Annotated in this window: 17 protein-coding genes and 2 pseudogenes; 16 read left to right on the top strand and 3 right to left on the bottom strand. The window is 60.8% G+C overall.

What is annotated here, in order from left to right; genetic code table 11:
* Nucleotides 1-192: 192 nt before the first annotated feature.
* The 5 genes from AWB68_RS23870 (at nucleotide 193) to AWB68_RS23850 (ending at nucleotide 5,629) form a co-directional block, all read left to right on the top strand.
* Complete coding sequence (locus AWB68_RS23870; protein WP_087646817.1) at nucleotides 193-1,230, top strand: aliphatic amidase; 1,038 nt, start codon at nucleotides 193-195, stop codon at nucleotides 1,228-1,230.
* Between the two features lie 14 nt (nucleotides 1,231-1,244).
* Nucleotides 1,245-2,054 (top strand): CbbQ/NirQ/NorQ/GpvN family protein, encoded by an 810-nt coding sequence (locus AWB68_RS23865; protein WP_087646816.1) that lies wholly within the window; start codon nucleotides 1,245-1,247, stop codon nucleotides 2,052-2,054.
* Nucleotides 2,005-3,738 carry a nitric oxide reductase activation protein NorD gene (locus tag AWB68_RS23860; protein WP_235028466.1) on the top strand — a complete coding sequence of 578 codons (1,734 nt, stop codon included), beginning with the start codon at nucleotides 2,005-2,007 and terminating at the stop codon, nucleotides 3,736-3,738. The genes AWB68_RS23865 and AWB68_RS23860 overlap by 50 nt, the downstream gene beginning before the upstream one ends.
* Before the next feature lie 82 nt (nucleotides 3,739-3,820).
* Nucleotides 3,821-4,975: a transporter substrate-binding domain-containing protein gene (locus AWB68_RS23855; RefSeq protein WP_087646814.1), complete on the top strand. Its 1,155-nt coding sequence runs from the start codon at nucleotides 3,821-3,823 to the stop codon at nucleotides 4,973-4,975.
* Complete coding sequence (locus AWB68_RS23850; protein WP_235028465.1) at nucleotides 4,976-5,629, top strand: ANTAR domain-containing response regulator; 654 nt, start codon at nucleotides 4,976-4,978, stop codon at nucleotides 5,627-5,629. It abuts the gene before it with no gap.
* Nucleotides 5,630-5,813: 184 nt separating this feature from the next.
* Here AWB68_RS23850 and AWB68_RS23845 read toward each other — a convergent pair whose 3' ends face one another.
* Nucleotides 5,814-6,419, bottom strand: coding sequence for a TetR/AcrR family transcriptional regulator (locus tag AWB68_RS23845; RefSeq protein ID WP_087646812.1), 606 nt, complete (start codon nucleotides 6,417-6,419; stop codon nucleotides 5,814-5,816).
* Between the two features lie 130 nt (nucleotides 6,420-6,549).
* On the opposite strand from AWB68_RS23845, the gene AWB68_RS23840 reads away from it, so the two are divergent.
* Nucleotides 6,550-7,473 carry an NAD-dependent epimerase/dehydratase family protein gene (locus tag AWB68_RS23840; RefSeq protein ID WP_087646811.1) on the top strand — a complete coding sequence of 308 codons (924 nt, stop codon included), beginning with the start codon at nucleotides 6,550-6,552 and terminating at the stop codon, nucleotides 7,471-7,473.
* Between the two features lie 2 nt (nucleotides 7,474-7,475).
* Nucleotides 7,476-7,820: a DoxX family protein gene (locus tag AWB68_RS23835; protein WP_087646810.1), complete on the top strand. Its 345-nt coding sequence runs from the start codon at nucleotides 7,476-7,478 to the stop codon at nucleotides 7,818-7,820.
* 297 nt (nucleotides 7,821-8,117) lie between these two features.
* On the opposite strand, the gene AWB68_RS23830 is transcribed toward AWB68_RS23835, so the two are convergent.
* On the bottom strand, nucleotides 8,118-9,350 hold the full coding sequence (locus AWB68_RS23830) for an acyl-CoA dehydrogenase family protein (protein WP_087646809.1): 1,233 nt from the start codon (nucleotides 9,348-9,350) through the stop codon (nucleotides 8,118-8,120).
* Between the two features lie 306 nt (nucleotides 9,351-9,656).
* On the opposite strand from AWB68_RS23830, the gene sfnG reads away from it, so the two are divergent.
* From sfnG to AWB68_RS23800, 6 genes are read left to right on the top strand one after another with little or no spacing between them, the layout of a single operon-like run.
* Nucleotides 9,657-10,793 carry a dimethylsulfone monooxygenase SfnG gene (sfnG, locus tag AWB68_RS23825; protein ID WP_087646843.1) on the top strand — a complete coding sequence of 379 codons (1,137 nt, stop codon included), beginning with the start codon at nucleotides 9,657-9,659 and terminating at the stop codon, nucleotides 10,791-10,793.
* Nucleotides 10,794-10,832: 39 nt separating this feature from the next.
* Nucleotides 10,833-11,624 carry an ABC transporter ATP-binding protein gene (locus AWB68_RS23820; protein WP_087646808.1) on the top strand — a complete coding sequence of 264 codons (792 nt, stop codon included), beginning with the start codon at nucleotides 10,833-10,835 and terminating at the stop codon, nucleotides 11,622-11,624.
* Nucleotides 11,625-11,676: 52 nt separating this feature from the next.
* Entirely contained in the window at nucleotides 11,677-12,558 is an 882-nt protein-coding gene (locus AWB68_RS23815; RefSeq protein ID WP_087646807.1) for a branched-chain amino acid ABC transporter permease, read from the top strand.
* A gap of 8 nt (nucleotides 12,559-12,566) precedes the next feature.
* The gene (locus AWB68_RS23810) at nucleotides 12,567-13,610 is read left to right on the top strand and encodes a branched-chain amino acid ABC transporter permease (RefSeq protein ID WP_087646806.1); all 1,044 of its coding nucleotides are present in this window, start codon (nucleotides 12,567-12,569) and stop codon (nucleotides 13,608-13,610) included.
* A gap of 56 nt (nucleotides 13,611-13,666) precedes the next feature.
* Nucleotides 13,667-15,034 carry an ABC transporter substrate-binding protein gene (locus tag AWB68_RS23805; protein WP_087646805.1) on the top strand — a complete coding sequence of 456 codons (1,368 nt, stop codon included), beginning with the start codon at nucleotides 13,667-13,669 and terminating at the stop codon, nucleotides 15,032-15,034.
* Between the two features lie 2 nt (nucleotides 15,035-15,036).
* Nucleotides 15,037-15,786: an ABC transporter ATP-binding protein gene (locus AWB68_RS23800; protein ID WP_087646804.1), complete on the top strand. Its 750-nt coding sequence runs from the start codon at nucleotides 15,037-15,039 to the stop codon at nucleotides 15,784-15,786.
* 352 nt (nucleotides 15,787-16,138) lie between these two features.
* Here AWB68_RS23800 and AWB68_RS23795 read toward each other — a convergent pair whose 3' ends face one another.
* The gene (locus tag AWB68_RS23795; protein WP_200828776.1) at nucleotides 16,139-18,721 is read right to left on the bottom strand and encodes a penicillin acylase family protein; all 2,583 of its coding nucleotides are present in this window, start codon (nucleotides 18,719-18,721) and stop codon (nucleotides 16,139-16,141) included.
* Between the two features lie 139 nt (nucleotides 18,722-18,860).
* On the opposite strand from AWB68_RS23795, the pseudogene AWB68_RS51480 reads away from it, so the two are divergent.
* From AWB68_RS51480 to AWB68_RS23785, 3 genes and pseudogenes are all read left to right on the top strand, one after another.
* Nucleotides 18,861-19,054: pseudogene (locus AWB68_RS51480) on the top strand (hypothetical protein); the annotation flags it as partial.
* An 89-nt stretch (nucleotides 19,055-19,143) separates the two neighbouring features.
* Nucleotides 19,144-19,296: pseudogene (locus AWB68_RS49605) on the top strand (cytochrome c); the annotation flags it as partial.
* A gap of 361 nt (nucleotides 19,297-19,657) precedes the next feature.
* The coding region (locus AWB68_RS23785) for a 3-keto-5-aminohexanoate cleavage protein (RefSeq protein WP_143281970.1) at nucleotides 19,658-19,899 on the top strand (242 nt) is incomplete at its 3' end.

The following is a 19,899-nucleotide window of genomic DNA, read 5'->3' as shown; positions in this document are numbered from 1 at the left end:
AAATTAGTTGGATATACGAACGAAGACGGGTTGACGAAGCGTCTTTAGGCAACTAAGCTTTAAGCAGTAGGTTCCTGTTCTTGCCCGCCGCCAACAATGCCGGCCAGGCACATGGCAAAAAAGCCCCGTGAAGACGTCAACTCGTCTTCGCGGGGCTTTTTGTTTTTCGCGGATTAACGTTGGAGAGTGAACATGCGACACGGTGATATTTCGAGCAGCAAGGATTGTGTGGGCGTTGCGGTCGTGAACTACAAGATGCCTCGACTGCATACCAGCGACGAGGTCCTGGAGAATGCACGAAGGATCGGCGAAATGGTAGTCGGTATGAAGCGCGGTCTGCCCGGGATGGACCTGGTCGTGTTCCCCGAATACTCGACTCACGGCATCATGTATGACCCGAAGGAGATGTACGACACGGCGGCGTCCATTCCAGGCCCCGAAACAGAAATCTTCGCTGCCGCATGCCGGAAGGCCGACGTCTGGGGCGTATTTTCACTCACGGGCGAGCGTCATGAGGAGCACCCCAACAAGGCTCCGTATAACACCCTGATCCTCATGAACAACAAAGGGGAGATCGTCCAGAAATATCGCAAGATCATGCCTTGGGTGCCTATCGAAGGTTGGTACCCCGGAAACTGCACCTACGTATCGGAAGGACCCAAGGGCCTCAAGATGAGTCTCATCGTCTGCGACGACGGGAACTATCCGGAGATTTGGCGCGACTGCGTGATGGGCGGCGCGGAACTGGTGGTGCGTTGCCAGGGGTACATGTACCCGTCGAAGGAGCAGCAGATCATGGTCGCAAAAGCAATGGCGTGGATGAATAACACCTACGTGGCGGTGGCGAACGCGGCGGGTTTTGACGGTGTGTATTCCTACTTCGGCCACTCCGCGATCGTCGGATTTGATGGGAGGACACTGGGCGAATGTGGCGAAGAAGAGATGGGCGTGCAGTATGCGGAGCTTTCTGTGAGCCTCATACGCGATGCGCGTCGCAACATGCAATCACAGAACCATCTGTACAAGCTACTGCATCGAGGCTATACGGGAATGATCAACTCCGGCGAAAGTGTGAACGGTGTCGCGGTATGTCCTTTCCGGTTCTATAGCAACTGGATTCAGGACCCCGAGGGAACGCGCAAGGCAGTGGAGATGCTGACGCGCAGCGCGCCGGGCACGCCCGAGTGCCCAATCGAAGGAATTCCGACAGAGGTGCCGCAGCACAGGTAACAGGTGGCCACGCCATGAACCAGAGGATAGAACCTTACCGTATCGAATCGGAGCCGTATTACCGGCCCGTGAGCGATGAAGTGAGCCTGTTCGAAGCTGCATACGCCAGGCGAATTCCATTGTTGCTCAAAGGTCCGACCGGATGCGGCAAGACACGATTCGTCGAATACATGGCGTGGCGCTTGCGGAAGCCTTTGGTAACGATTGCGTGTAACGAAGATCTGACCGCGTCGGATCTGGTCGGCCGGTACCTGCTGGATGCTGCTGGTACTGTCTGGCACGATGGGCCGCTCACCGTCGCAGTCAGGTACGGCGCGATTTGCTATCTGGATGAAGTCGTTGAAGCAAGGGCGGACACAACGGTCGTGATTCACCCGCTGGCGGACGACCGGCGCATGTTGCCGATCGATCGTCTTGGCGAGTTGCTCCACGCGCATGCGGATTTCGAGTTGGTCATGTCGTACAACCCGGGCTACCAGACCGCGCTGAAGGATCTCAAGGTGTCGACCAAACAGCGGTTTGGAGCACTGGATTTCCAGTACGCCAGCTTCGACATCGAAACAGAAATCGTAGGGAGGGAAGCCGGAGTCGATGCGGATCTCGCGTCGAAGCTGGTGGGTATCGCGCAACGCTCGCGCGATTTGCGGGGTCGCGGCCTGGACGAAGGGATTTCGACCCGAATGCTGGTCCGGGCTGGGGCGCTGATAGCCGACGGGGTGGAACCACATGCTGCATGCAGGATGGCGCTCACGCGGCCTGTCAGCGATGACGAGGATGTTCTGGATGCTCTGGACGGGTTCGTCGATGCTTTCTTCGGACCTTGATCGATGCGTTGTGCCGGGCGCCATCGGACGAAACCGTACGACGTTCCGGCACCTCAGGCTATACGCGCACGGCTTTGGACAGCATGGTGTCGATGTCGGGCGGAACGACCTCGCATCCGCGCCGGATGATGACCAGGCAATGAATTTGAGCCGGACATCGATTACAGGGAATGCCATCATTTTGCCGTCGAACGTTCATGCTTCGGATTCGAGATTGATAGGAAACGCGATTGTCGCGCATGCCGTTGGGCATCTGAGATTTTCCGAGCCAGGCAGGCCAGTGGGAACTCGCGTGCCAATGATGGTTGCAATGCTCTCGCTAATGGAGGATGTGCGCATAGAGCGCCTGATGATCCGGGAGTGTCCGGGACTGAGAGAACTCTGGAGACGCTTTCATCGTGCCGGCGGACAGCTTCAGGCCATGGGTCTGACGTTTGGAGTATTGGCGGAACGCTTGAGCCTGGCCCTGCACGATCCTGGATACCGCGATACTCATCACTGGGTCGAGAAAGGAAGGTCGATGATTGAAGCCATCGGAACACGCCTTGAAGATACCGGGCGCTTTCGTGAAGTCGCTTCAATCCTGGCAAACGACCTCGGCCAGATGCGGGTGCCTTTCGACCCGCAGTGTTATCAAGTTGAGCCGCAATACCGGGACGACAATACCTATCTGTGGCGTTTCGAGAACGAGGAGATTGTTACGGCCGTGGTCCAGGCACAGGGAGCCAGGGTGCAACGTGTCGAGGATGCGGCGGGCGGCCGACAGGACGAAAGCGAGGAAACCGAATCCGCGCCTGAATCGATTCGATTGATGTATCCGGAGTGGAACTACAAGGCAAGAGTTCTTCGGGACGACTGGGTGAGCGTCGTCGAGGGTGCGCACTTGCAGATGAGCGCTCTCGACAGTGACTCGCCGAACGGGGCGCGGTCTGCACGTTCCGCCTGGATTGAATATCCGGAGGTGCTTTCGTTTCATCGGCTGCGCCATCAGGCGGACGGCGACGAGATCGATCTCGAGGCGCTGGTCACGCATGTCGTCACGCAGCGAAGCGGGAAAGTGCCTGACGGCCGCGTGTTCACGAGAACCGGGCGGAGGGCCCGCGATGCATCGATTCTGCTTCTGCTGGACCTCTCCGCGTCCACCTCCCGTTCGGTCGATGCGTCGGGCCGCACGTTGTTGGATTGCGAGCGGGAGGCTGCCCATGAAGTTACCTCGGTTTTCGACAGCGGACACGTGCGTATTGCGTTGCATGGCTTCTCGTCCAATAGACGGTCGGAAGTTCGTTACGTGCGGTTCAAGGACTTCGGAGAACGTCTCGAGGCACGGCATTGGCGAAGGCTAGAGGCGGTCCGGCCCGCATGGTCGACGCGAATCGGCCCCGCCTTGCGTCATGCGGGCACCTGCCTTGAACAGGAAAGCAGCGTGTCGAAGACCATAATGCTGGTGACCGACGGCGAACCGTCGGACATCGACATCTTCGATCCGCGCTATCTGGTCGAAGATGCCCGCCACGCGGTGCATGGCCTGGCAGTACGCGGGGTACGGGTTCAGTGTATTAGCGTCGACCCCGTGCCACACCGTGAAATGTGCGAAATATTTGGCTGGCGCAATACCTTTTCATTGACGCAAAGCACGCGGCTTTTCGACATATTGCCGAATTTGCTGTCCAGGCTCGTGGCATGAGCAAGCCCGTTTTGGCGCGGGCGTTTGGACTAACATTAGTTTTATCAAGGCGTGCAAGCGTCCTAACCGAGTCGAGGATTCCGTGGCACACACCGACCCCATTAAAGTTGGCGTGCTGTATTCCGAAACGGGCGTGACCTCGTCCATCGAGTCGTCACAACGCTTCGGAACGCTCTTCGCGATCGGACAGGTCAACGAAGAAGGCGGCGTAGACGGCCGCGAAATCGTACCTGTCTTCTACGACGCGCATTCCGAACCAGCGCGCTATGCTGCGTTGGCTGAGCGTCTCATCACGGCGGACAATGTGAAGGTCATATTCGGCTGCTACATGTCGAGTACGCGCAAAGCGGTAATTCCGGTAGTGGAACGCTGGAACAGGCTCCTGTTCTACGCGACCCTGTACGAAGGGTTCGAATGTTCCGATCATTTGATCTATACAGGGGCGGCGCCGAACCAGAATAGCGTCCAGCTCGCCGAGTACATGACCTCGAAGTTTGGTCCGCGCGTATACATGGTCGGTTCAAACTATATCTATCCTTACGAGTCGAATCGGATCATGGCGGATCTCGTGAGCCAGTGCCCCGGCGGGCAAAAAGTGGGTGAGCGCTACGTTCCACTCGATGCGACAGAACGGGACTTCGACGAAGTACTGGCCGATATCCGCAATGTACAACCCGACTTCATCTTTTCGACTGTAGTCGGTAATTCAACACAATGTTTCTACCGTGCTTATGCGGACGCCGGTTTCGATCCAGCGAAAATGCCGATCGGCAGCTTGACGACTTCTGAAGTTGAAGTCGCGCAGATGGGGGCGGTTGTCGCTGAAGGGCATTACACATCGGCGCCCTATTTTCAAACGATTCAAACCGAAGCGAACATAAGTTGTCTGGCCAAATTCCGGGAGCGGTTCGGCGATAGCGTCGCACCAAACGCATGCTGGGAAGCGGCGTACTTTCAGTTCCACATATTCGCCAGGGCGCTGCGCGCGAGCGGAAGCGATGACATCGACGCTTTGATGCCCTGTCTGCTCGGATCTTCGTTCGACGCCCCCCAAGGTACGGTCCGCATAGAAGCCTCCAATCATCACGCATATCTTTATCCGCGGATAGGGCGGGTCAATTCCGAGGGACGGTTCGCGATCGTGCGGGAAACGCGCGAGGCAATTTATCCCGATCCATACTTGGTGGCGCACGATCTCAGCAGTACCGCGTCACAAATGACTTCAGTGGAGAACTAAGTGCGCGGCGATATCGGATGTGCCCGCACCAACGGTCGGGTCGAAATTTCTTCATTGCGAAGCGGATCGCGTTTACTGAGGGATTTGCGTTCGATGCATATCTGCATCTTCCATCCCCACAACCGCGACGGCGAGATGTTGACGCAGCAGCTCGAGCGCATCGGTTGCAAGGCGCATTGTTTCTGGCCGCCGCTCGAAGCGCCTGTCGAAGGAACGGACGTCGTGTTCATTGGACTCTATCCGGATACGCTCGATTTTGACTATGCCTGGTGCAACGCCGACGACTCGCCTCCTGTCGTGGCGGTCGTGAACTATGAGAATCCAACCATCATCGACGCGGTTCTTCGCGTAGGGGCAAAGGCCGTAGTAACCGCGCCAGTCCGCTCGTTCGGCGTGCTCAGTGCGGTCGTGCTTGCTCAACAGCTTTCTGGCGACATCAAGAAACTCAAAAAGCGCGTAATCCGCCTCGAGGACAAAGTGGAGAGCGTCAGGAAGATCGCCGAAGCGCAAGAAATCCTTGTAAGACAGCAAGGGATTACCAAGCTCGACGCATATCGGGCCATGCGGGCTCAAGCGATGGCAAAACGAGTGTCGGTGGAAGAAATTGCTTCGGCGATTATTGCTGCAGACCAGTATCTGTCGTTACGCGGCTAGCGTTGGAGTTCGGGATGCGCGGAAAGGTATGAGGGAATGCCCGTCACCGACACTCGTATTTCCCGGATGCTTCGGCGATCCAAAATCATAGCGCGCTCATTTGCGTTCCTCGATGTCCCGGGACATCGAGGCAAGCTTCTCCAGCAGTTTGTTCTTCGCAGAGACGGGCACGCTGTTTCTTCACTTAGCGAAGTGCTGCCGCTACCGCCTCGTCAATCTGCAGCGCGAAGCGCGCTTCAACATCGGGCACCGTGTAGCCAATTGACAGTTCCAGATACGCGTCGCCAAGCACCAACTGAACGAATGTCGCTGCCCGCAATGCAGCCGTCGATTTGTCAAATCGCTTTCGCAGAATCTTTGCGGCGAAGGCACGCACGACCTTTGCACCATTCTCGTAAAACACTTGGCCGAGTTCCGGGAGACGCTCGGCCTCAGCAACGATGGCCCGGTAAAGCCGCAGGTTATCCGGTGTAATAAGGCTTCGTGCCAGCAACCATCCCAACTCGCGCAACTCGACTTCGGGTGATCCATCGGATTGCTCGCCCTGAGCGCTGGCAAGAAATCCACCCACCTGAGCGCACATCGAGCTGACCAGACCAACGAAGAGCGCCTCCTTCGACTTGAAGTGGCGGTAGACCGTCTGTTTCCCGACGCCGGCGGCCGCGGCGACATCGTCCATCGTTGCCAGGCCGAAACCCTGGCTTAAAAAAACGGCTTTCGCGCCGTCGAGGATGGCGGACCGCTTGCGGCGTTGCAGCGGGCTCAGGTCGGGGAGAGAGGACGTGTTCATGCCAGATAAATAACAGATCGTCGAGTAGTTGACAAGACTGGTCAGTCTCGTTTAGATTGGTCGAAACGAGACCGATAAGTCTCGTTCATGTCACTTATCAACTTCGCAGGCAATCATCGAGGAGAACGCTATGGAACTATTCATGACGGGTGGTACGGGCTACATCGGTCGAGCGGTCGCGCGCAAGGCAATCAGCCTGGGCCATCAGGTGACGGCGCTGGTGCGCGAAGACAGGTCGGCGGCCGCGAGCGCGCTGGCACGTCTCGGTGTAAAACTGCATTCCGGCGACCTGCGTGAGCCACAGTCTTTCGCTGCGACTGCCGGTGCCGCCGATGGTGTGGTGCACATGGCGTCGACCAACGATGCTTCCGCCGCTGCTGCTGACGAGGCCGCAGTTGAGGCGATGCTTTCGCATTTGCTTCCGGGCGCGGCGTTTGTCTATACGTCTGGCACTTGGGTCTACGGCAATACGGAGGGCGAACCCGCGACTGAAGCATCGGCGCTGAACCCGACACCACTTGTCGCCTGGCGCCCCGCAGTGGAGCAACACGTGCTGGCGCTGGCAGCACGCCGCTCGATTGCCGCAGTGATCCTCAGGCCGGCGATGGTGCACGGCTACGGCGGCGGCATCTTCGGCATGCTTGCCGGCATGGTCCGTCAGACCGGCAGTGTGAGGGTCGTCGGCGATGGTGGCAACCACTGGCCTGCCGTTCACGTCGATGATCTCGCCACGGCCTACCTGAGCGCGGTGGAGCGGGCGGCAAGTGGGGACGGTCGAGTCGCGGGACAGGTCTTCAACGTGATCGCGGAAGATGCGGTTGCCGTTGCCGAAATGGGTGAAGCGATTCGGGCCTCGGTCGGTGCCGATCGCGTCGAACCGTGGCCGCTCGACGATGCTCGCAAATTGCTTGGGCCATTTGCTGACGCACTGGCGCTCGACCAGACGGTAAGCGGCGGGCATGCCCGGCGAGTTCTTGCGTGGGAACCCCACGGCCCCGGCCTGATTGCGGACCTCTCTGTGCAGAAGCACTTTCAGCAAAGCAACGGAGCATGATGATGGCGTTAAACACTGCATCTTTCGAATCGATTCTCGCGACGATCGTAGCGGTTCTGTTCGCGGTTGCTGGGGTGGTCAATCTCGCAGGACGTGGCGCGGTGAAGCGCGACTTCGCACGCTGGGGTTACCCGGCATGGTTTCGGTTGCTCTGTGCCGCTCTCGAACTGCTCAGTGCAGCACTTCTTCTTGGACAACAAACCAGAGTTCTAGGCCTGACGCTGGCCGGTGCGATCATGATTGGCGTGCTCTTCACATTGCTACGAAATCGGGAGCCGTTCAAGCATCTCGCCCCGGCGCTGATCTTCTCGGCTCTCGTTGTGGTTACGGTGGCGCTCCGCGTTTGAGGCTTGCTCGCCAACAGACGAGTGAGCCCGGACGCTAACAGGCCGCGCGAGTAATCCGTTCTGCAAGTACTTGAAATACGCGCATGGATAGCGGCATTGGAGCAACTCCAGTTCGATCACGTGCGTCATGCGTCCGCTTTTTGTTGCGATGGCTGGGCGCTCCAGGTCGCCTTCCGCAGAGCGACCACACTCGGCGCTTCCTTGCGCAAAGGAACCCGTGTTCGTCATGAAGTAGTGGCCGCGGCATGGTGATTTTTTCCGTACGCGCAGGGTTTCGACAGGAAGACTCCAGGCAACTCAACCGTCATTCCCGCCGCGACCAATTTGCCAAACATAAACCGGCTCGGTCCCGTTGATCTCCCAGTCACCCACCAGCTTCGCCTTATAGACGGTCGGATTGTGCGATGAAACTGTGCGCGCATTTCTCCAGTGCCGGTCAAGCGATTTGGCGCCGCTCGTAGCCGACGCGCCGAGGGCATCGAACAAGTGCGTCGACGCGCGCAGCGCAAGTTCCGTCACGACGATCTGCCCTTTGCCCGATTCGATTTCGGCATCGATATTCGCCTGCTTTTCCGCCTCGGCATCGTCGACGAAGCGCGCCTCGTAGGCGCGTTGCGCCGGTTCAGTCGCCTGCAATGCGATCGCTTCCGCCGCATACGCCCACGCCGCGATCTCGCCGACGACCTGCTGGATCTGTACATCCCGGCTCACGTGCGACGCATTCCCGTGGCTATAGACACGTTGACGCGCACGAACCTCCGCCGCCGCGTCGCGCGTGGCCGCCCGCGCGATGCCGGCAAGCGTTGCCAGATGAAAGAGCTGGTAAAAGGCGGTCTGGTACCTGAAGCGCCTTGAAAAGTCGACGATGTGCGCTTCCTGCACGGCTGCATCGTTGAACACGGTCGTGCCGCTGCCTGTCGTGCGCTGGCCGAAGCCGTCCCAGTCGTCACTCAGCGTCACGCCCGGTTGCTTTGTCGGCACTGCCACGATGACATCGCGGCCATCCGCATGCTGTGCGTAGACATCGATCCAGTCGGCGAAGATGCTTCCGGTGCTGTAGTACTTCGCGCCATTCACAACCCAGCGGTCGCCGCGCCGCGAGACCTTCGTGATGACGCTGCCGAGCGCGACATTGCCGACTTCGGTCCAGGCGTTGCCAAAGAGCTCGCCGTCGACAAAGCGTGCGAACCAGCGATCGCGCTCCGCGCCCGGTGAGGTGTTGACCACATCCTCGACATACGCAAAATGGCCGCGCAATGCCTGCGGCAGGTTCGAATCGGCAGCGGCGAGTTCGATGAGCAGGCGAAAGAGCTGCTTGACCGAGACGCCGCTTCCTCCATGCGAGACGGGCACCCGCAGCGCGCCGAAGCCCACGCGCTTGAGCTCGTCGATTTCTTCATGAGGCAGCGCACGCGTCTGATCGCGCTCGAGCGCGCCTGCGGCAATCCGCTCGAAGATGGGCCTGAAGCGATCTGCAACGGCTTCGTAATCGGCGCCAAGGGAGAGGGCGGCGGTCGGTGTCCGGGTCATGGAGGTTCCTTGTTCGAGCGTCAATGAATTGCGCAGAATCTAGCGGAATTGGTCCCGGCTTCATAGTTCGATTAGCGCTTTGCATATGAAGCGGACCGTCGCGCAAATATCAGGAATCGCGATCTTCATCTCGCGTTCCAACGCGATAAAGCGACCATAGCTAACGCCGTCTGTGCGCACATCGATAGCTGAATAAATTGATTGGTCGAGGCGTTGCACTGCCCTACATTGCGATCTGCACGCCGATCGATACGGCGACGTCGAAACTTGGGCTCGCGCAAGCTGCCAACCATTCAGGAATTCGTCATGAGCGAGAAGCGGGAAGAGAAGCAGGAAGAGACTCAGGAAGCATTGCAGTTCGCCTACTGGGTGCCCAATGTCAGCGGTGGCCTCGTGGTCAGTACGATCGAGCAACGCACGGACTGGAGCGTCGAATACAACCAGAAGCTCGCGCAAACCGCCGAGCAGGCCGGCTTCGACTACGCGTTGAGCCAGATCCGCTTTACCGCCGGCTATGGCGCGGACAATCAGCACGAGTCGGTTTCCTTCAGCCAGGCGCTGCTGCATGCGACCACGAAGCTCAAGGTGCTTGCGGCGATCCTGCCCGGACCGTGGAATCCGGCCGTCGTTGCCAAGCAGATCGCGACGATCGATCACATCTCGAACGGGCGCATCGGCGTCAATGTGGTAAGCGGCTGGTTCAAGGGCGAGTTCACGGCAATCGGCGAGCACTGGCTTGAGCACGATGAACGCTATCGTCGGTCGCGTGAGTTCATTGAAGCGCTGAAGGGCATCTGGACGCAGGACAACTTCACCTACAAGGGTGACTTCTACCGCTTCAACAACTACACGCTGAGTCCGAAGCCGATTCAGAAGCCGCATCCGGTGATCTTCCAGGGCGGCAGTTCGCGCGCCGCTCGCGACAATGCGGCAAGCGTCTCGGATTGGTATTTCACGAATGGCAACACGCCCGAGAATCTCAAGCTGCAGATCGACGACATCCAGGCGAAGGCCGCGAAGAATAATCACAAGGTGAAGATCGGCGTGAACGCGTTCGTGATCGCACGCGACACCGAGGAGGAAGCGAGGGCCGTTCTCGACGACATCATCCGGCACGCGCATGTCGAAGCCGTGCACGCCTTCGGCGACGCGGTGAAGGAGGCGGGCAAGGCCTCGCCGGAAGGAGAGGGCAACTGGGCGAAGTCGAGCTTCGAGGATCTCGTGCAGTACAACGATGGCTTTCGCACCAACCTGATCGGCACGCCACAGCAGATTGCCGAGCGGATCGTCGCGTTGAAAGCGGTTGGCGTCGATCTGGTGCTGACCGGGTTTTTGCACTTCATCGAAGAGGTCGAATACTTCGGCAAGCGGGTGCTGCCACTCGTGCGCGAACTGGAGGAAGCCGCGCGCTCGCGCGAGCAGTCGCAAGCGAAGGCGGCGTGAGATGGCGGCGCATCGATGCTCTCACGCGTGGTTTGTGGCATGACCGCGCATCAGACCGCCGCGCGCGAGGCGCTGTTGTCGCTCGAACACATATCGCTTTCGTTTGGCGGAGTACGCGCCGTCACGGATATCAGCTTTGATGTCCATGAAGGCGAAATCTGTACGTTGATCGGTCCGAACGGCGCGGGCAAGAGCTCGCTGCTAAACGTGATCAATGGCGTCTACCGGCCGCAGCAAGGGACGGTGCGCTTCAACGGGGCCGCGAGAAAGCGCATGCATCCGCATGAGGCGGCGCTGAGCGGCATTGCGCGCACGTTTCAGAACATTGCGCTGTTCGGGCGCATGAGCGTGCTCGACAACGTGCTGACCGGACGCAACCTGCATCGCAAGAGCACGTGGATCGAACAGACGTTGCATCTGGGCCGCGCGCGCAGCGACGAGGCGGCCCAGCGTAAGCATGCCGACCTCGTAATCGAAGCGCTCGACCTGCAGCGCGTCAGGCACAGCGTGGTCGGAACCTTGTCGTATGGGGTTCAGAAGCGCGTCGAGCTGGCGCGCGCACTGGCCGCCGAGCCGCGCCTCCTGCTTCTCGACGAGCCCATGGCGGGCATGAACGCCGAGGAGAAGCGCGCCATGGCTGGCTTCATCCGCGACGCGAATGGGCTGTTCAAGGTCACCGTCGTGCTGATCGAGCACGACATCGGCGTGGTGATGAACCTGTCCGACCACATTGTCGTGCTCGACTACGGCAGGAAAATCGCGGACGGCGCGCCAGCGGACGTGCGCACACACCCCGATGTGCTCACCGCGTATCTCGGGACGCGGCACTGACAACCACTGACAACGCGGTAACAGCAGGTTAATTCGCTCAAGGGCGTGGCTCATGAATTTCTTTCTGGAAGTGCTCGCGAGCGGACTTCTCGCAGGCGTGATGTATTCGCTCGTCGCCATCGGCTTCGTGCTGATCTACAAGGCATCGGGCGTGTTCAACTTTGCGCAGGGCGCGCTCGTGCTGTTCGGTGCGCTCACGTTCGTGAGTCTTGTCGAGCGCGGCCTCGCGCCCTGGCTTGCATTCATCGTGACGCTCGCGGTATTCGTCCTGATCGCAGTCGCGATCGAACGGGCCGTGCTGCGGCCGCTGGTGAATCGCGCGCCGATCGTACTCTTCATGGCGACGCTGGGCTTGAGCTTCATCCTCGAAGGCGCGGCGCAGCTCTTCTGGGGCGCGCAGGTTCATGGTCTCGACCTCGGCATCGACGACAAGCCACTCGAGATCGGAGGTACGATGCTCAGCCAATTCGATCTGTTCGCCGCTGCGATCGCCGGCGTGCTGGTGGTGTCGCTCTCGCTCTTCACGCAGCGCACGCGGTTAGGGCTTTCGCTGCGCGCGGTCGCGGACGATCCGCTCGCCGCGCTCGCCGTCGGCATTCGGCTGCCGCGCATCTGGGTCATCGTGTGGTCGCTCGCGGGATTCGTGAGTCTGGTCGCGGGACTGCTGTGGGGCGCGCGGCTCGGGGTGCAGTTTTCTCTGTCGCTGGTCGTGCTCAAGGCATTGCCGGTGCTTATCATCGGCGGCTTCTCGTCGATTGCAGGGGCGATTGCGGGCGGCCTCTTGGTCGGGTCCGCTGAAAAGCTCGCAGAAGTGTACGCGGGGCCGTTCGTGGGCGGCGGGATCGAGAACTGGTTTCCGTATGTTCTCGCGATGGTGTTTCTCCTGGCACGACCCGCCGGCCTGTTCGGCGAGCCGGCCATCGAGCGCGTGTGAGGACGGCCATGTCGACTACTTCCGTTAGCGCCGTTGCGCCTCGTTTCGCGTTACCCGTCCTGCTCGTCGGCGTGACGGCCGCGATTCTCGCCCTAGTCGCGATTCCGGCACTGGCCAGCGCTTATTGGCTCAACGCGATCCTGACACCGTTCCTGATCCTCTCGCTCGCCGGACTCGGGCTGAACCTGCTCACCGGATACGCAGGTCAGTTGTCGCTTGGATCTGCCGCGTTCATGGCGGTCGGTGCGTACGCGACGTATAACTTCGCGGTACGCCTGCCGTCGCTGCCGCTGCCGGTCGATCTCCTGGCGGCGGGAATGGTGAGCGCCGCGTTCGGCGTGCTCTTCGGTTTGCCGAGCATCCGCATCAAGGGCTTTTACCTGATCGCTTCGACGCTCGCCGCGCAGTTCTTCGTCGAATGGCTGCTGACGAAAGTGAGCTGGTTCTCGAATGACGACACATCGGGCGTATTGAGCGCCCCCAGGCTCGAGATACTCGGCTGGACGGTCGCGACACCTGCGTCTCGCTATCTATTCGTTCTGGTGGTGACGGGCTTGCTCTTCCTCTTCGCGGCGAGCCTTGTTCGCAGTGAACTGGGCCGCCGATGGATGGCCGTGCGCGATATGGACACGGCCGCCGCGGTCATCGGCATTGACGTGGCGAAGACCAAGCTGCTTGCGTTCGCGCTCAGTTCGTTCGTGCTGGGCATCGCCGGTGCGCTATGGGCGTTCGCCTATCTCGGCACAGTGGAGCCTCACGGATTCGACCTGAACCTGTCGTTCCAGGTGCTTTTCATCATCATCATCGGCGGCATGGGAAGCATCGCAGGGAGCGTGTACGGAGCGGCCTTCGTGGTGTTGCTGCCGATCGCGCTGTCGCATGCATCGGGTGCGCTCGCCGGACTCGGCATCGACGCGGGACAAGTGCAGAACGTTCAGAAGATCGTGTTTGGCACGTTGATCATCGTGTTCCTCGTCAAGGAGCCGGACGGCCTCGCACGGCTCGTGCAACGCATGCGGCAGCGGTTCCGCGAGCGGACCTCGCGTGCCTGATCGATCCACCAAGCTTCATCTTCCATCCCTTCCTCACGATAAAGGATTCGTTCAGCATGAACGCTTTCGCATCACACGCGGTTCGCCGCGCGCAATCAACGTTGCTGCGTGCAGCGCTTTCAATCTCGGTCGCCGCGAGCGTCCTGTGCGCCGCACCGACCGCACGAGCGGCGGGCGAAGAATATTTCCCGCTGCAAAGCTATCGCGTCGGCCCTTATGCGGCGGGCGGGACCGGCTTCTTCGGCGGCTTCATCGACTACATGCGTCTGATCAACACGCGCGATGGCGGCGTGAACGGCGTGAAGCTCGTCTGGAGTGAGTGCGAGACCGAGTATGTGGTCGAGAAGGGGGTCGAATGCTACGAGCGCCTGAAGGGTGGCATCGATGGTGCGCCTGCCGCAGCGACCAATCCGCTATCGGTGGGCATTGCCTACGCGACGCTCGATCGCTCGACAGCCGACAAGCTGCCGCTCATCACGATCAATCACGGCCGCACCGACTCGACCGACGGCGCCGTCTTTCCCTACGTGTTTCCGCTGCAACTGAACCCGTATAGCGAAGTCTCGGCAATCGTCAATTACATCGGTTCCCAATCGGGCGGCTTGCCCGCGCTGAAGGGCAAGAAGATCGTCGTGCTCTATCACGGCTCGCCGTATGGCCGCGAGACGATTCCCGTGCTCGACATTCTCGCGAAGAAGTACGGCTTCGAACTCACGCAGATCGAGGTGCCGCACCCTGGCAACGAGCAGGGCTCCCAGTGGCTGACGATTCGCCGCATTCACCCCGACTGGGTGATCTTGCGCGGCTGGGGCGTGATGAACCCGGTGGCGTTGAAGTCTGCGCAGAAGGTGGGCTTTCCGGCCAACCATATCATCGGCAACATCTGGAGCAACTCGGAGGAAGATGTGCGTCCCGCAGGCGATGCCGCGAAGGGCTTCATTTCGATCACGACGCATCCCTCCGGCACGAACTACCCGGTGCTTCAGGCAATCGACCAGTATGTCGTGAAGCCAGGCAAGGGCAACCTGCAGGACCCGGCGCGCTTCGGTACCGTGTACTACAACCTGGGCGTGGTGAACGGCATCCTCAATGTCGAAGCGCTGCGCGTCGCGCAGGCGAAGTATGGCAACAAGCCGCTCACGGGTGAACAGGTGCGCTGGGGCTTCGAACACCTGAATCTCGACGACGCACGCCTGAAGCAGCTTGGCGCGCTTGGGCTCGTGCAGCCGCTCAGGCTCTCCTGTGCCGATCACGAAGGCGGCGGAGCCGTGCGCTTCCAGCAATGGGACGGTCAGAACTGGAAGGTGATCAGCGGCTGGGTGCAAGCGGATCGCACGTTACTGCGTCCGATCATCGAGCAATCGGCGAACACCTATGCGAAAGAGAAAGGCATCAAGCCGCGCGATTGCAGCAAGGAGCTCTGAGCATGAGCGCGCCCGCGATTCTCGAGGTCCATGCGATCGCGCTCTCCTACGGCGGACTCATTCCGGCCTTGCGCAAGGTGACGCTTGCGGTTCCCCAAGGAGCGATCGTCGCGCTGCTGGGCTCGAACGGAGCGGGCAAGAGCACGACGCTCAAGGCGATTTCCGCGCTTGTCCGTGCCGATCGCGGGGCGCTGACACACGGTCGGATCGCTTATCGCGGAGAGGACGTTACGCATGCCGATCCTGCACGGCTCGTCGAGCGCGGGCTTGTGCAGGTGCTGGAAGGGCGCCGATGCTTCGCGCATCTGAGCGTGGAGGACAACCTGCGCATCGGCGCTTATTCGCAACGCCCGTCGCGGCGCGAAGTCGATGCGGGGCTCGAGCGAATCTATGCGATTTTCCCCCGTCTCAAGACGCATCGTAAATCGCTCGCCGGTGTCACCTCAGGGGGCGAGCAGCAAATGATAGCCATCGGCCGGGCGCTGATGGCACGCCCCAGACTGCTGCTGCTCGACGAGCCGTCGATGGGCCTGGCGCCGCAGATCGTTGAAGAGATCTTCGAGATACTCGCCAGGCTCAACCGGGACGATGGCGTGAGCATCCTTCTCGCCGAGCAGAACGCCACCGTGGCGTTGCATTACGCTTCCTATGGCTACGTGCTCGAAACGGGGCGCGTGGTGGCAGAAGGGACCAGCGCCGAACTGCGGAGCGAGGATGCGCTTCAGACTGCTTACCTCGGCGCCGTGCTCTAACGCTTGCTTTCGGAGATCGACATCGCGATCGTGCAGGGCGATCCGGACAAGCCCGGCGGTGTCGGGGAGTTGTCGGGTCCGTCGGTTGCGCCGGCGATAGGGAACGCGGTGTTCAAGCTGAGAGGGCAGGCGTCTGCGGGAGACCCCATTTGATTTGGGGGCTGGGGTTTAGCGAGTTCGCTAAACCCTAAAGTGCTGCGCGGTCGCTATCGCCGCGCGGACAAAGACGAGATCGTTCGATCGGCTAGTTGAGGATGTCTGTGGCGTGCCGTAGCGCAAAGGAGTCTGATGATCGTCGCGTGATGTGGCAGACCGCCGAGGCGAAGGCACGTCGTCGAGCGCAAGCACCGCTTCATGGGGATCCTTCCACGTGGAGTTTCGTGATCTGTCGCGCCTGCCGCGCGACATCCGCGTCTTCGAGCCAGAGCGGTTTGCGGCCGAAGCCCGTGTACAGGGCAAGCTGATCGTCGTAGTGCGGCGAACGCGTTCCGTCGGGCGCGATAAACCCGCTTTCTCCCGGGGCGACTATATCGAACGCCTGCACCTTGCCTCGCGCCGCTACGCTTCCGAATACGATCAGGTCGTTCTCCGTACCACGGTTCTGATACTCAGGCACGCGAATCGCCTCCGATGCATCCGCCTGCGGCACGCCGAAGAAATTGTTCGCGCGAAACGTCAGCGCGACGGCGGGCGTACGCCACGCGGCGATTTCCTTGCCTTGCTGTTCCGAGAGCTTCGTCCAGACGTCCCCGAGCGCGGCACGAACCACGTCGTCGGGTTGCTCGCCCGCGAACAGGTCCACACGCTGCGGCACCGCTGAGCGTTCGCCGAGCAGCGCCTCGTAAAGAATCTTGCTGCCGGTGCTGAGGTTCATCGAGCCGGTCGGACCGTCCTGGGTCGTTTCGTAGCCGCTCGCCGTGTACCACTTGTCGAACGGCGCGGGCACGGCTTTAGCCACGGTCTTCGTCAGCATCGAGCCCAGCCATGCGCTCATGATCGCCGAACCGGGTTGCGCATAGTGGCCGCTGTCCTTCGGGTCGTCGTTGATGCCATTCCATCGATGGAGCGTGTCCGCGATGCGTCGCCGCGGGTCGTCCTCGGGCAGCGATGCTGTGGCCCGCTCGATGAAGGGAAGGAAATGTCGCACGTTGAGATCGGCTCGGCTCGTGTCCTTGAGGATCTGCCAGACGTCGTCACTGTCGAGCGTCGCGTGCGCCTCGATGCGCGTGCTGATCTCGTCGACGCGATCGGCCGTGCCCCACAGAAAAGCGAACAGATCAGAGGCGGGATAGCCCTTTTCCGGCGAGTTGTTCCAGTTCGCGATATAGCCCGCGCGCGGATTGTAGATCTGCGGATTGGTCGAGAAGGGTAACAAGCCGCGCCAATCCCATTCGCCAGTGCCGGGCACCGGCAGGCGAGGATCGTGCCCGTCGCGACGACGCGGATACGCGCCGGTATGCGCATAGCCGATGTTACCGTCGCCGTCGGCGTAGTACCAGTTGATCGTCAGCGCCTGACGTGCCGCTTGCGCTGTCCAGCTTTTCCAGTCGTGCGCTTGCGCCTGATGCGTCCATGCAAGCAGCGATTGCACTTCGAGGCCGTCCCACGAACGTGCCTTCGCGTAGGCCGTGTGCCGCGCGTCGTCTCGCTGCATGACATTGCCGTGCACCGTCCGGTACACGTCGAGCACAACGGGTGCGCCGTTCTTCACGTGAATGATCTCGGTGCGCTTCTGCATCTTCACCCACCGGCCGTCATGCCAGTAGAAGTCCGGACGCGCGGGATCGATGCGTTCGGCGTACATGTCGACATCGTCGCCAAAGCCGGCCGTCGAGCCCCACGATATCGTGCCGTTGTGGCCGAAGAGCATGCACGGATAAGCGAACGGTGTATTGCCGACGATGTCGAAGCCTGCGCCATGCAAGCCAACCCCGTACGTGTAGGCCGGCGCGAACCAGCCGAACTGAGGGCCGTTGAGCATGATCGCTTTCGCGCCCCGCGCGCGCTCCTTGCCGATGACCCACATGTTGCTCGTGGTCGGAAAGCCTGCGAGACCATTCGCTCCGCTTTGCGCATACTGCTCCAGCACCGTTTCGCGATTGGACACCGGATCGAGCGCGAGCAGGAGGCCGTCGTTTCCGTGCGCAGGGCGATCGGCCATCGGCGGTGCAGCGTCGTAGCGGGGCAGTGCGTATGCGAGCGATCCGTCGCGCTGCTGCGAGCCGACCTTGACGGAGTACGAGCGTTCGCCCGCTGCGATGGTCGTGCGCGCATTCGGGTTGACGAGCCACTTCAACTGGTTGAACAGTTCCATCGCGCGGGTGTCGCCGTAGCGGTCCTTCAACGCGGTCAGGAGCGCGAGGTTGTCGATTTCACTCGTGCTGTCGGAAAAGCGGTTGGCCATGGTGCCGACGAACACCATCGCGACATCGAATGCGCTCCAGGCCGAGGGCGCGAAGCCAAAGTCGTTGAACTGCTTCGGCATCAGCGTGCCGGGTTGCTCGCGAACGTGCGCGATGTAGGCGTTCATTCCGGCAGCATACCCGTCGAGAATATCGCGTTCGTGCTGCGGCAACGCCGCAATCTGCCTTTCGATCGATGTGGGCCAGTAGTTGCCGCGCGTGGACTGATCGAACTTCACGAACTTCTCGCCGAGCACTTCGGCTACGGTGCCTTGCGTGCTGCGCTTCGCCATCTCCATCTGGAAGAGCCGGTCCTGCGCCACCGAATAACCGTAGCCGTAGAACAATCGATACACGGAATTCGCGTAGATATGCGGCACGCCATACTCATCCCTCTTGATGACGACTTCATGCGCGGTATCGGTGGCGTTGCCGGTTGCGGCCGCATGCGCGGCGGGCATAAAGGGCGTGACGGACAGCGCAAGGACAAGCGCGATGCGCACGAGCAGCGGGCGGTGAATCGGATCGGACATTGCGCGTCTCCATGTTGTTATCGATGGTTCGCGCAATCGTAAGGCCTACCGTCCGGCCGATCAAGAATTGGTGGAAAGCGCAAGACGGCGCAATGCCCGGGCGCACGGGCCGAAATTGCGAATCGGGACGTTCGCGAACGGCCCGATCAAGCTTGAGAAGGGGGCCACGTTTCGTTACTGCACGCTGCGGCTGAGCCAGACACCGCCTATCGAGGTGCATAACGTCAAGAGCGCCGAAGCGCCGGGCGCGATCGGAGAGCCGGCACGGCCGCGCTCGCGCCTGCACTCACCAACGCGATCTATGCCGCGACGGCCAAGCGTCGCCGGCAACTGGGTAGGCCGTTAGCTGCAAACCGCGTGAGGGGAACAATGATGACCAGGAGGCTCGTTGCGGTAATCGGGCTGGCCTTGCCCCTTGCCGATCAGCGCGCGCGGCGGTTGCCGACGATGTGCTCGTCGCACGGGGCGCATATCTCGCGAAAGCTGGCGATTGCTTCGCGTGCCACTCGGCGCCGAAGGGCAAGCCGTTCGCCGGCGGGCTGCCAATGACCACGCCGATGGGCAGGATCTACACGCAATGCCTTGCAAGCTGTGCATTCCGCGCAACGATGGTTCGAGCGGTGGTGGATCGCCCCCCCTGCCGCGAGTGGGGTCGAAGATGATTTCCCGCACTACTATGATGTCTCGCAAGCCATTGAAAAAAAGATACGCAGCATGGTTAAAGCCATAGCTCCTATGAATCGGGTACACCCGAGGCCCTGCGCGCGGCCTGGAGACTGGCAAGACCACAGGCTCATCGATTTTCTTGATTTGACGTCTCAATAGGCGACCAAATGCGCATTGAAGCTCTGACCTGCGCTATTGGAGCCGAACAGGGTTTATCAACCCCATCCCCGATCTATTTCCTTATTCCCGATCCGCCTTTGGAGACATGACATGAACTTTCTCGACGGTTCCCTCTACCCCGAAAACCAGCAACCCCTGATCATCACGGCCGCGCCGTATGCGCCGTCGTGGGTACCTTCCGACTTTCCCGAAGACATCCCTGTCACGATGGAGCAGCAGATCCAGAAGGCGGTGGATTGCTACAACGCCGGCGCCACCGTGCTGCACCTGCACGTGCGCGAACTCGACGGCAAGGGCAGCAAGCGCCTGTCGAAGTTCAACGAGCTGATCGC

The organism is Caballeronia choica, from assembly GCF_001544535.1.
In the GTDB taxonomy this organism is placed as follows: Bacteria; Pseudomonadota; Gammaproteobacteria; order Burkholderiales; family Burkholderiaceae; genus Caballeronia; species Caballeronia choica.
This window is presented reverse-complemented; position numbering and strand designations above follow the sequence as displayed.

What these genes read in the sequence shown, in the direction of transcription:
- AWB68_RS23870 (WP_087646817.1), top strand. Translation starts at nt 193, where the DNA reads ATGCGACACGGTGATATTTCGAGCAGCAAGGATTGTGTGGGCGTTGCG.
- AWB68_RS23865 (WP_087646816.1), top strand. Translation starts at nt 1,245, where the DNA reads ATGAACCAGAGGATAGAACCTTACCGTATCGAATCGGAGCCGTATTAC.
- AWB68_RS23860 (WP_235028466.1), top strand. Translation starts at nt 2,005, where the DNA reads ATGTTCTGGATGCTCTGGACGGGTTCGTCGATGCTTTCTTCGGACCTT.
- AWB68_RS23845 (WP_087646812.1), bottom strand. Translation starts at nt 6,419, where the DNA reads ATGAACACGTCCTCTCTCCCCGACCTGAGCCCGCTGCAACGCCGCAAG.
- AWB68_RS23840 (WP_087646811.1), top strand. Translation starts at nt 6,550, where the DNA reads ATGGAACTATTCATGACGGGTGGTACGGGCTACATCGGTCGAGCGGTC.
- AWB68_RS23835 (WP_087646810.1), top strand. Translation starts at nt 7,476, where the DNA reads ATGGCGTTAAACACTGCATCTTTCGAATCGATTCTCGCGACGATCGTA.
- AWB68_RS23830 (WP_087646809.1), bottom strand. Translation starts at nt 9,350, where the DNA reads ATGACCCGGACACCGACCGCCGCCCTCTCCCTTGGCGCCGATTACGAA.
- sfnG (WP_087646843.1), top strand. Translation starts at nt 9,657, where the DNA reads ATGAGCGAGAAGCGGGAAGAGAAGCAGGAAGAGACTCAGGAAGCATTG.
- AWB68_RS23820 (WP_087646808.1), top strand. Translation starts at nt 10,833, where the DNA reads ATGACCGCGCATCAGACCGCCGCGCGCGAGGCGCTGTTGTCGCTCGAA.
- AWB68_RS23815 (WP_087646807.1), top strand. Translation starts at nt 11,677, where the DNA reads ATGAATTTCTTTCTGGAAGTGCTCGCGAGCGGACTTCTCGCAGGCGTG.
- AWB68_RS23810 (WP_087646806.1), top strand. Translation starts at nt 12,567, where the DNA reads ATGTCGACTACTTCCGTTAGCGCCGTTGCGCCTCGTTTCGCGTTACCC.
- AWB68_RS23805 (WP_087646805.1), top strand. Translation starts at nt 13,667, where the DNA reads ATGAACGCTTTCGCATCACACGCGGTTCGCCGCGCGCAATCAACGTTG.
- AWB68_RS23800 (WP_087646804.1), top strand. Translation starts at nt 15,037, where the DNA reads ATGAGCGCGCCCGCGATTCTCGAGGTCCATGCGATCGCGCTCTCCTAC.
- AWB68_RS23795 (WP_200828776.1), bottom strand. Translation starts at nt 18,721, where the DNA reads ATGTCCGATCCGATTCACCGCCCGCTGCTCGTGCGCATCGCGCTTGTC.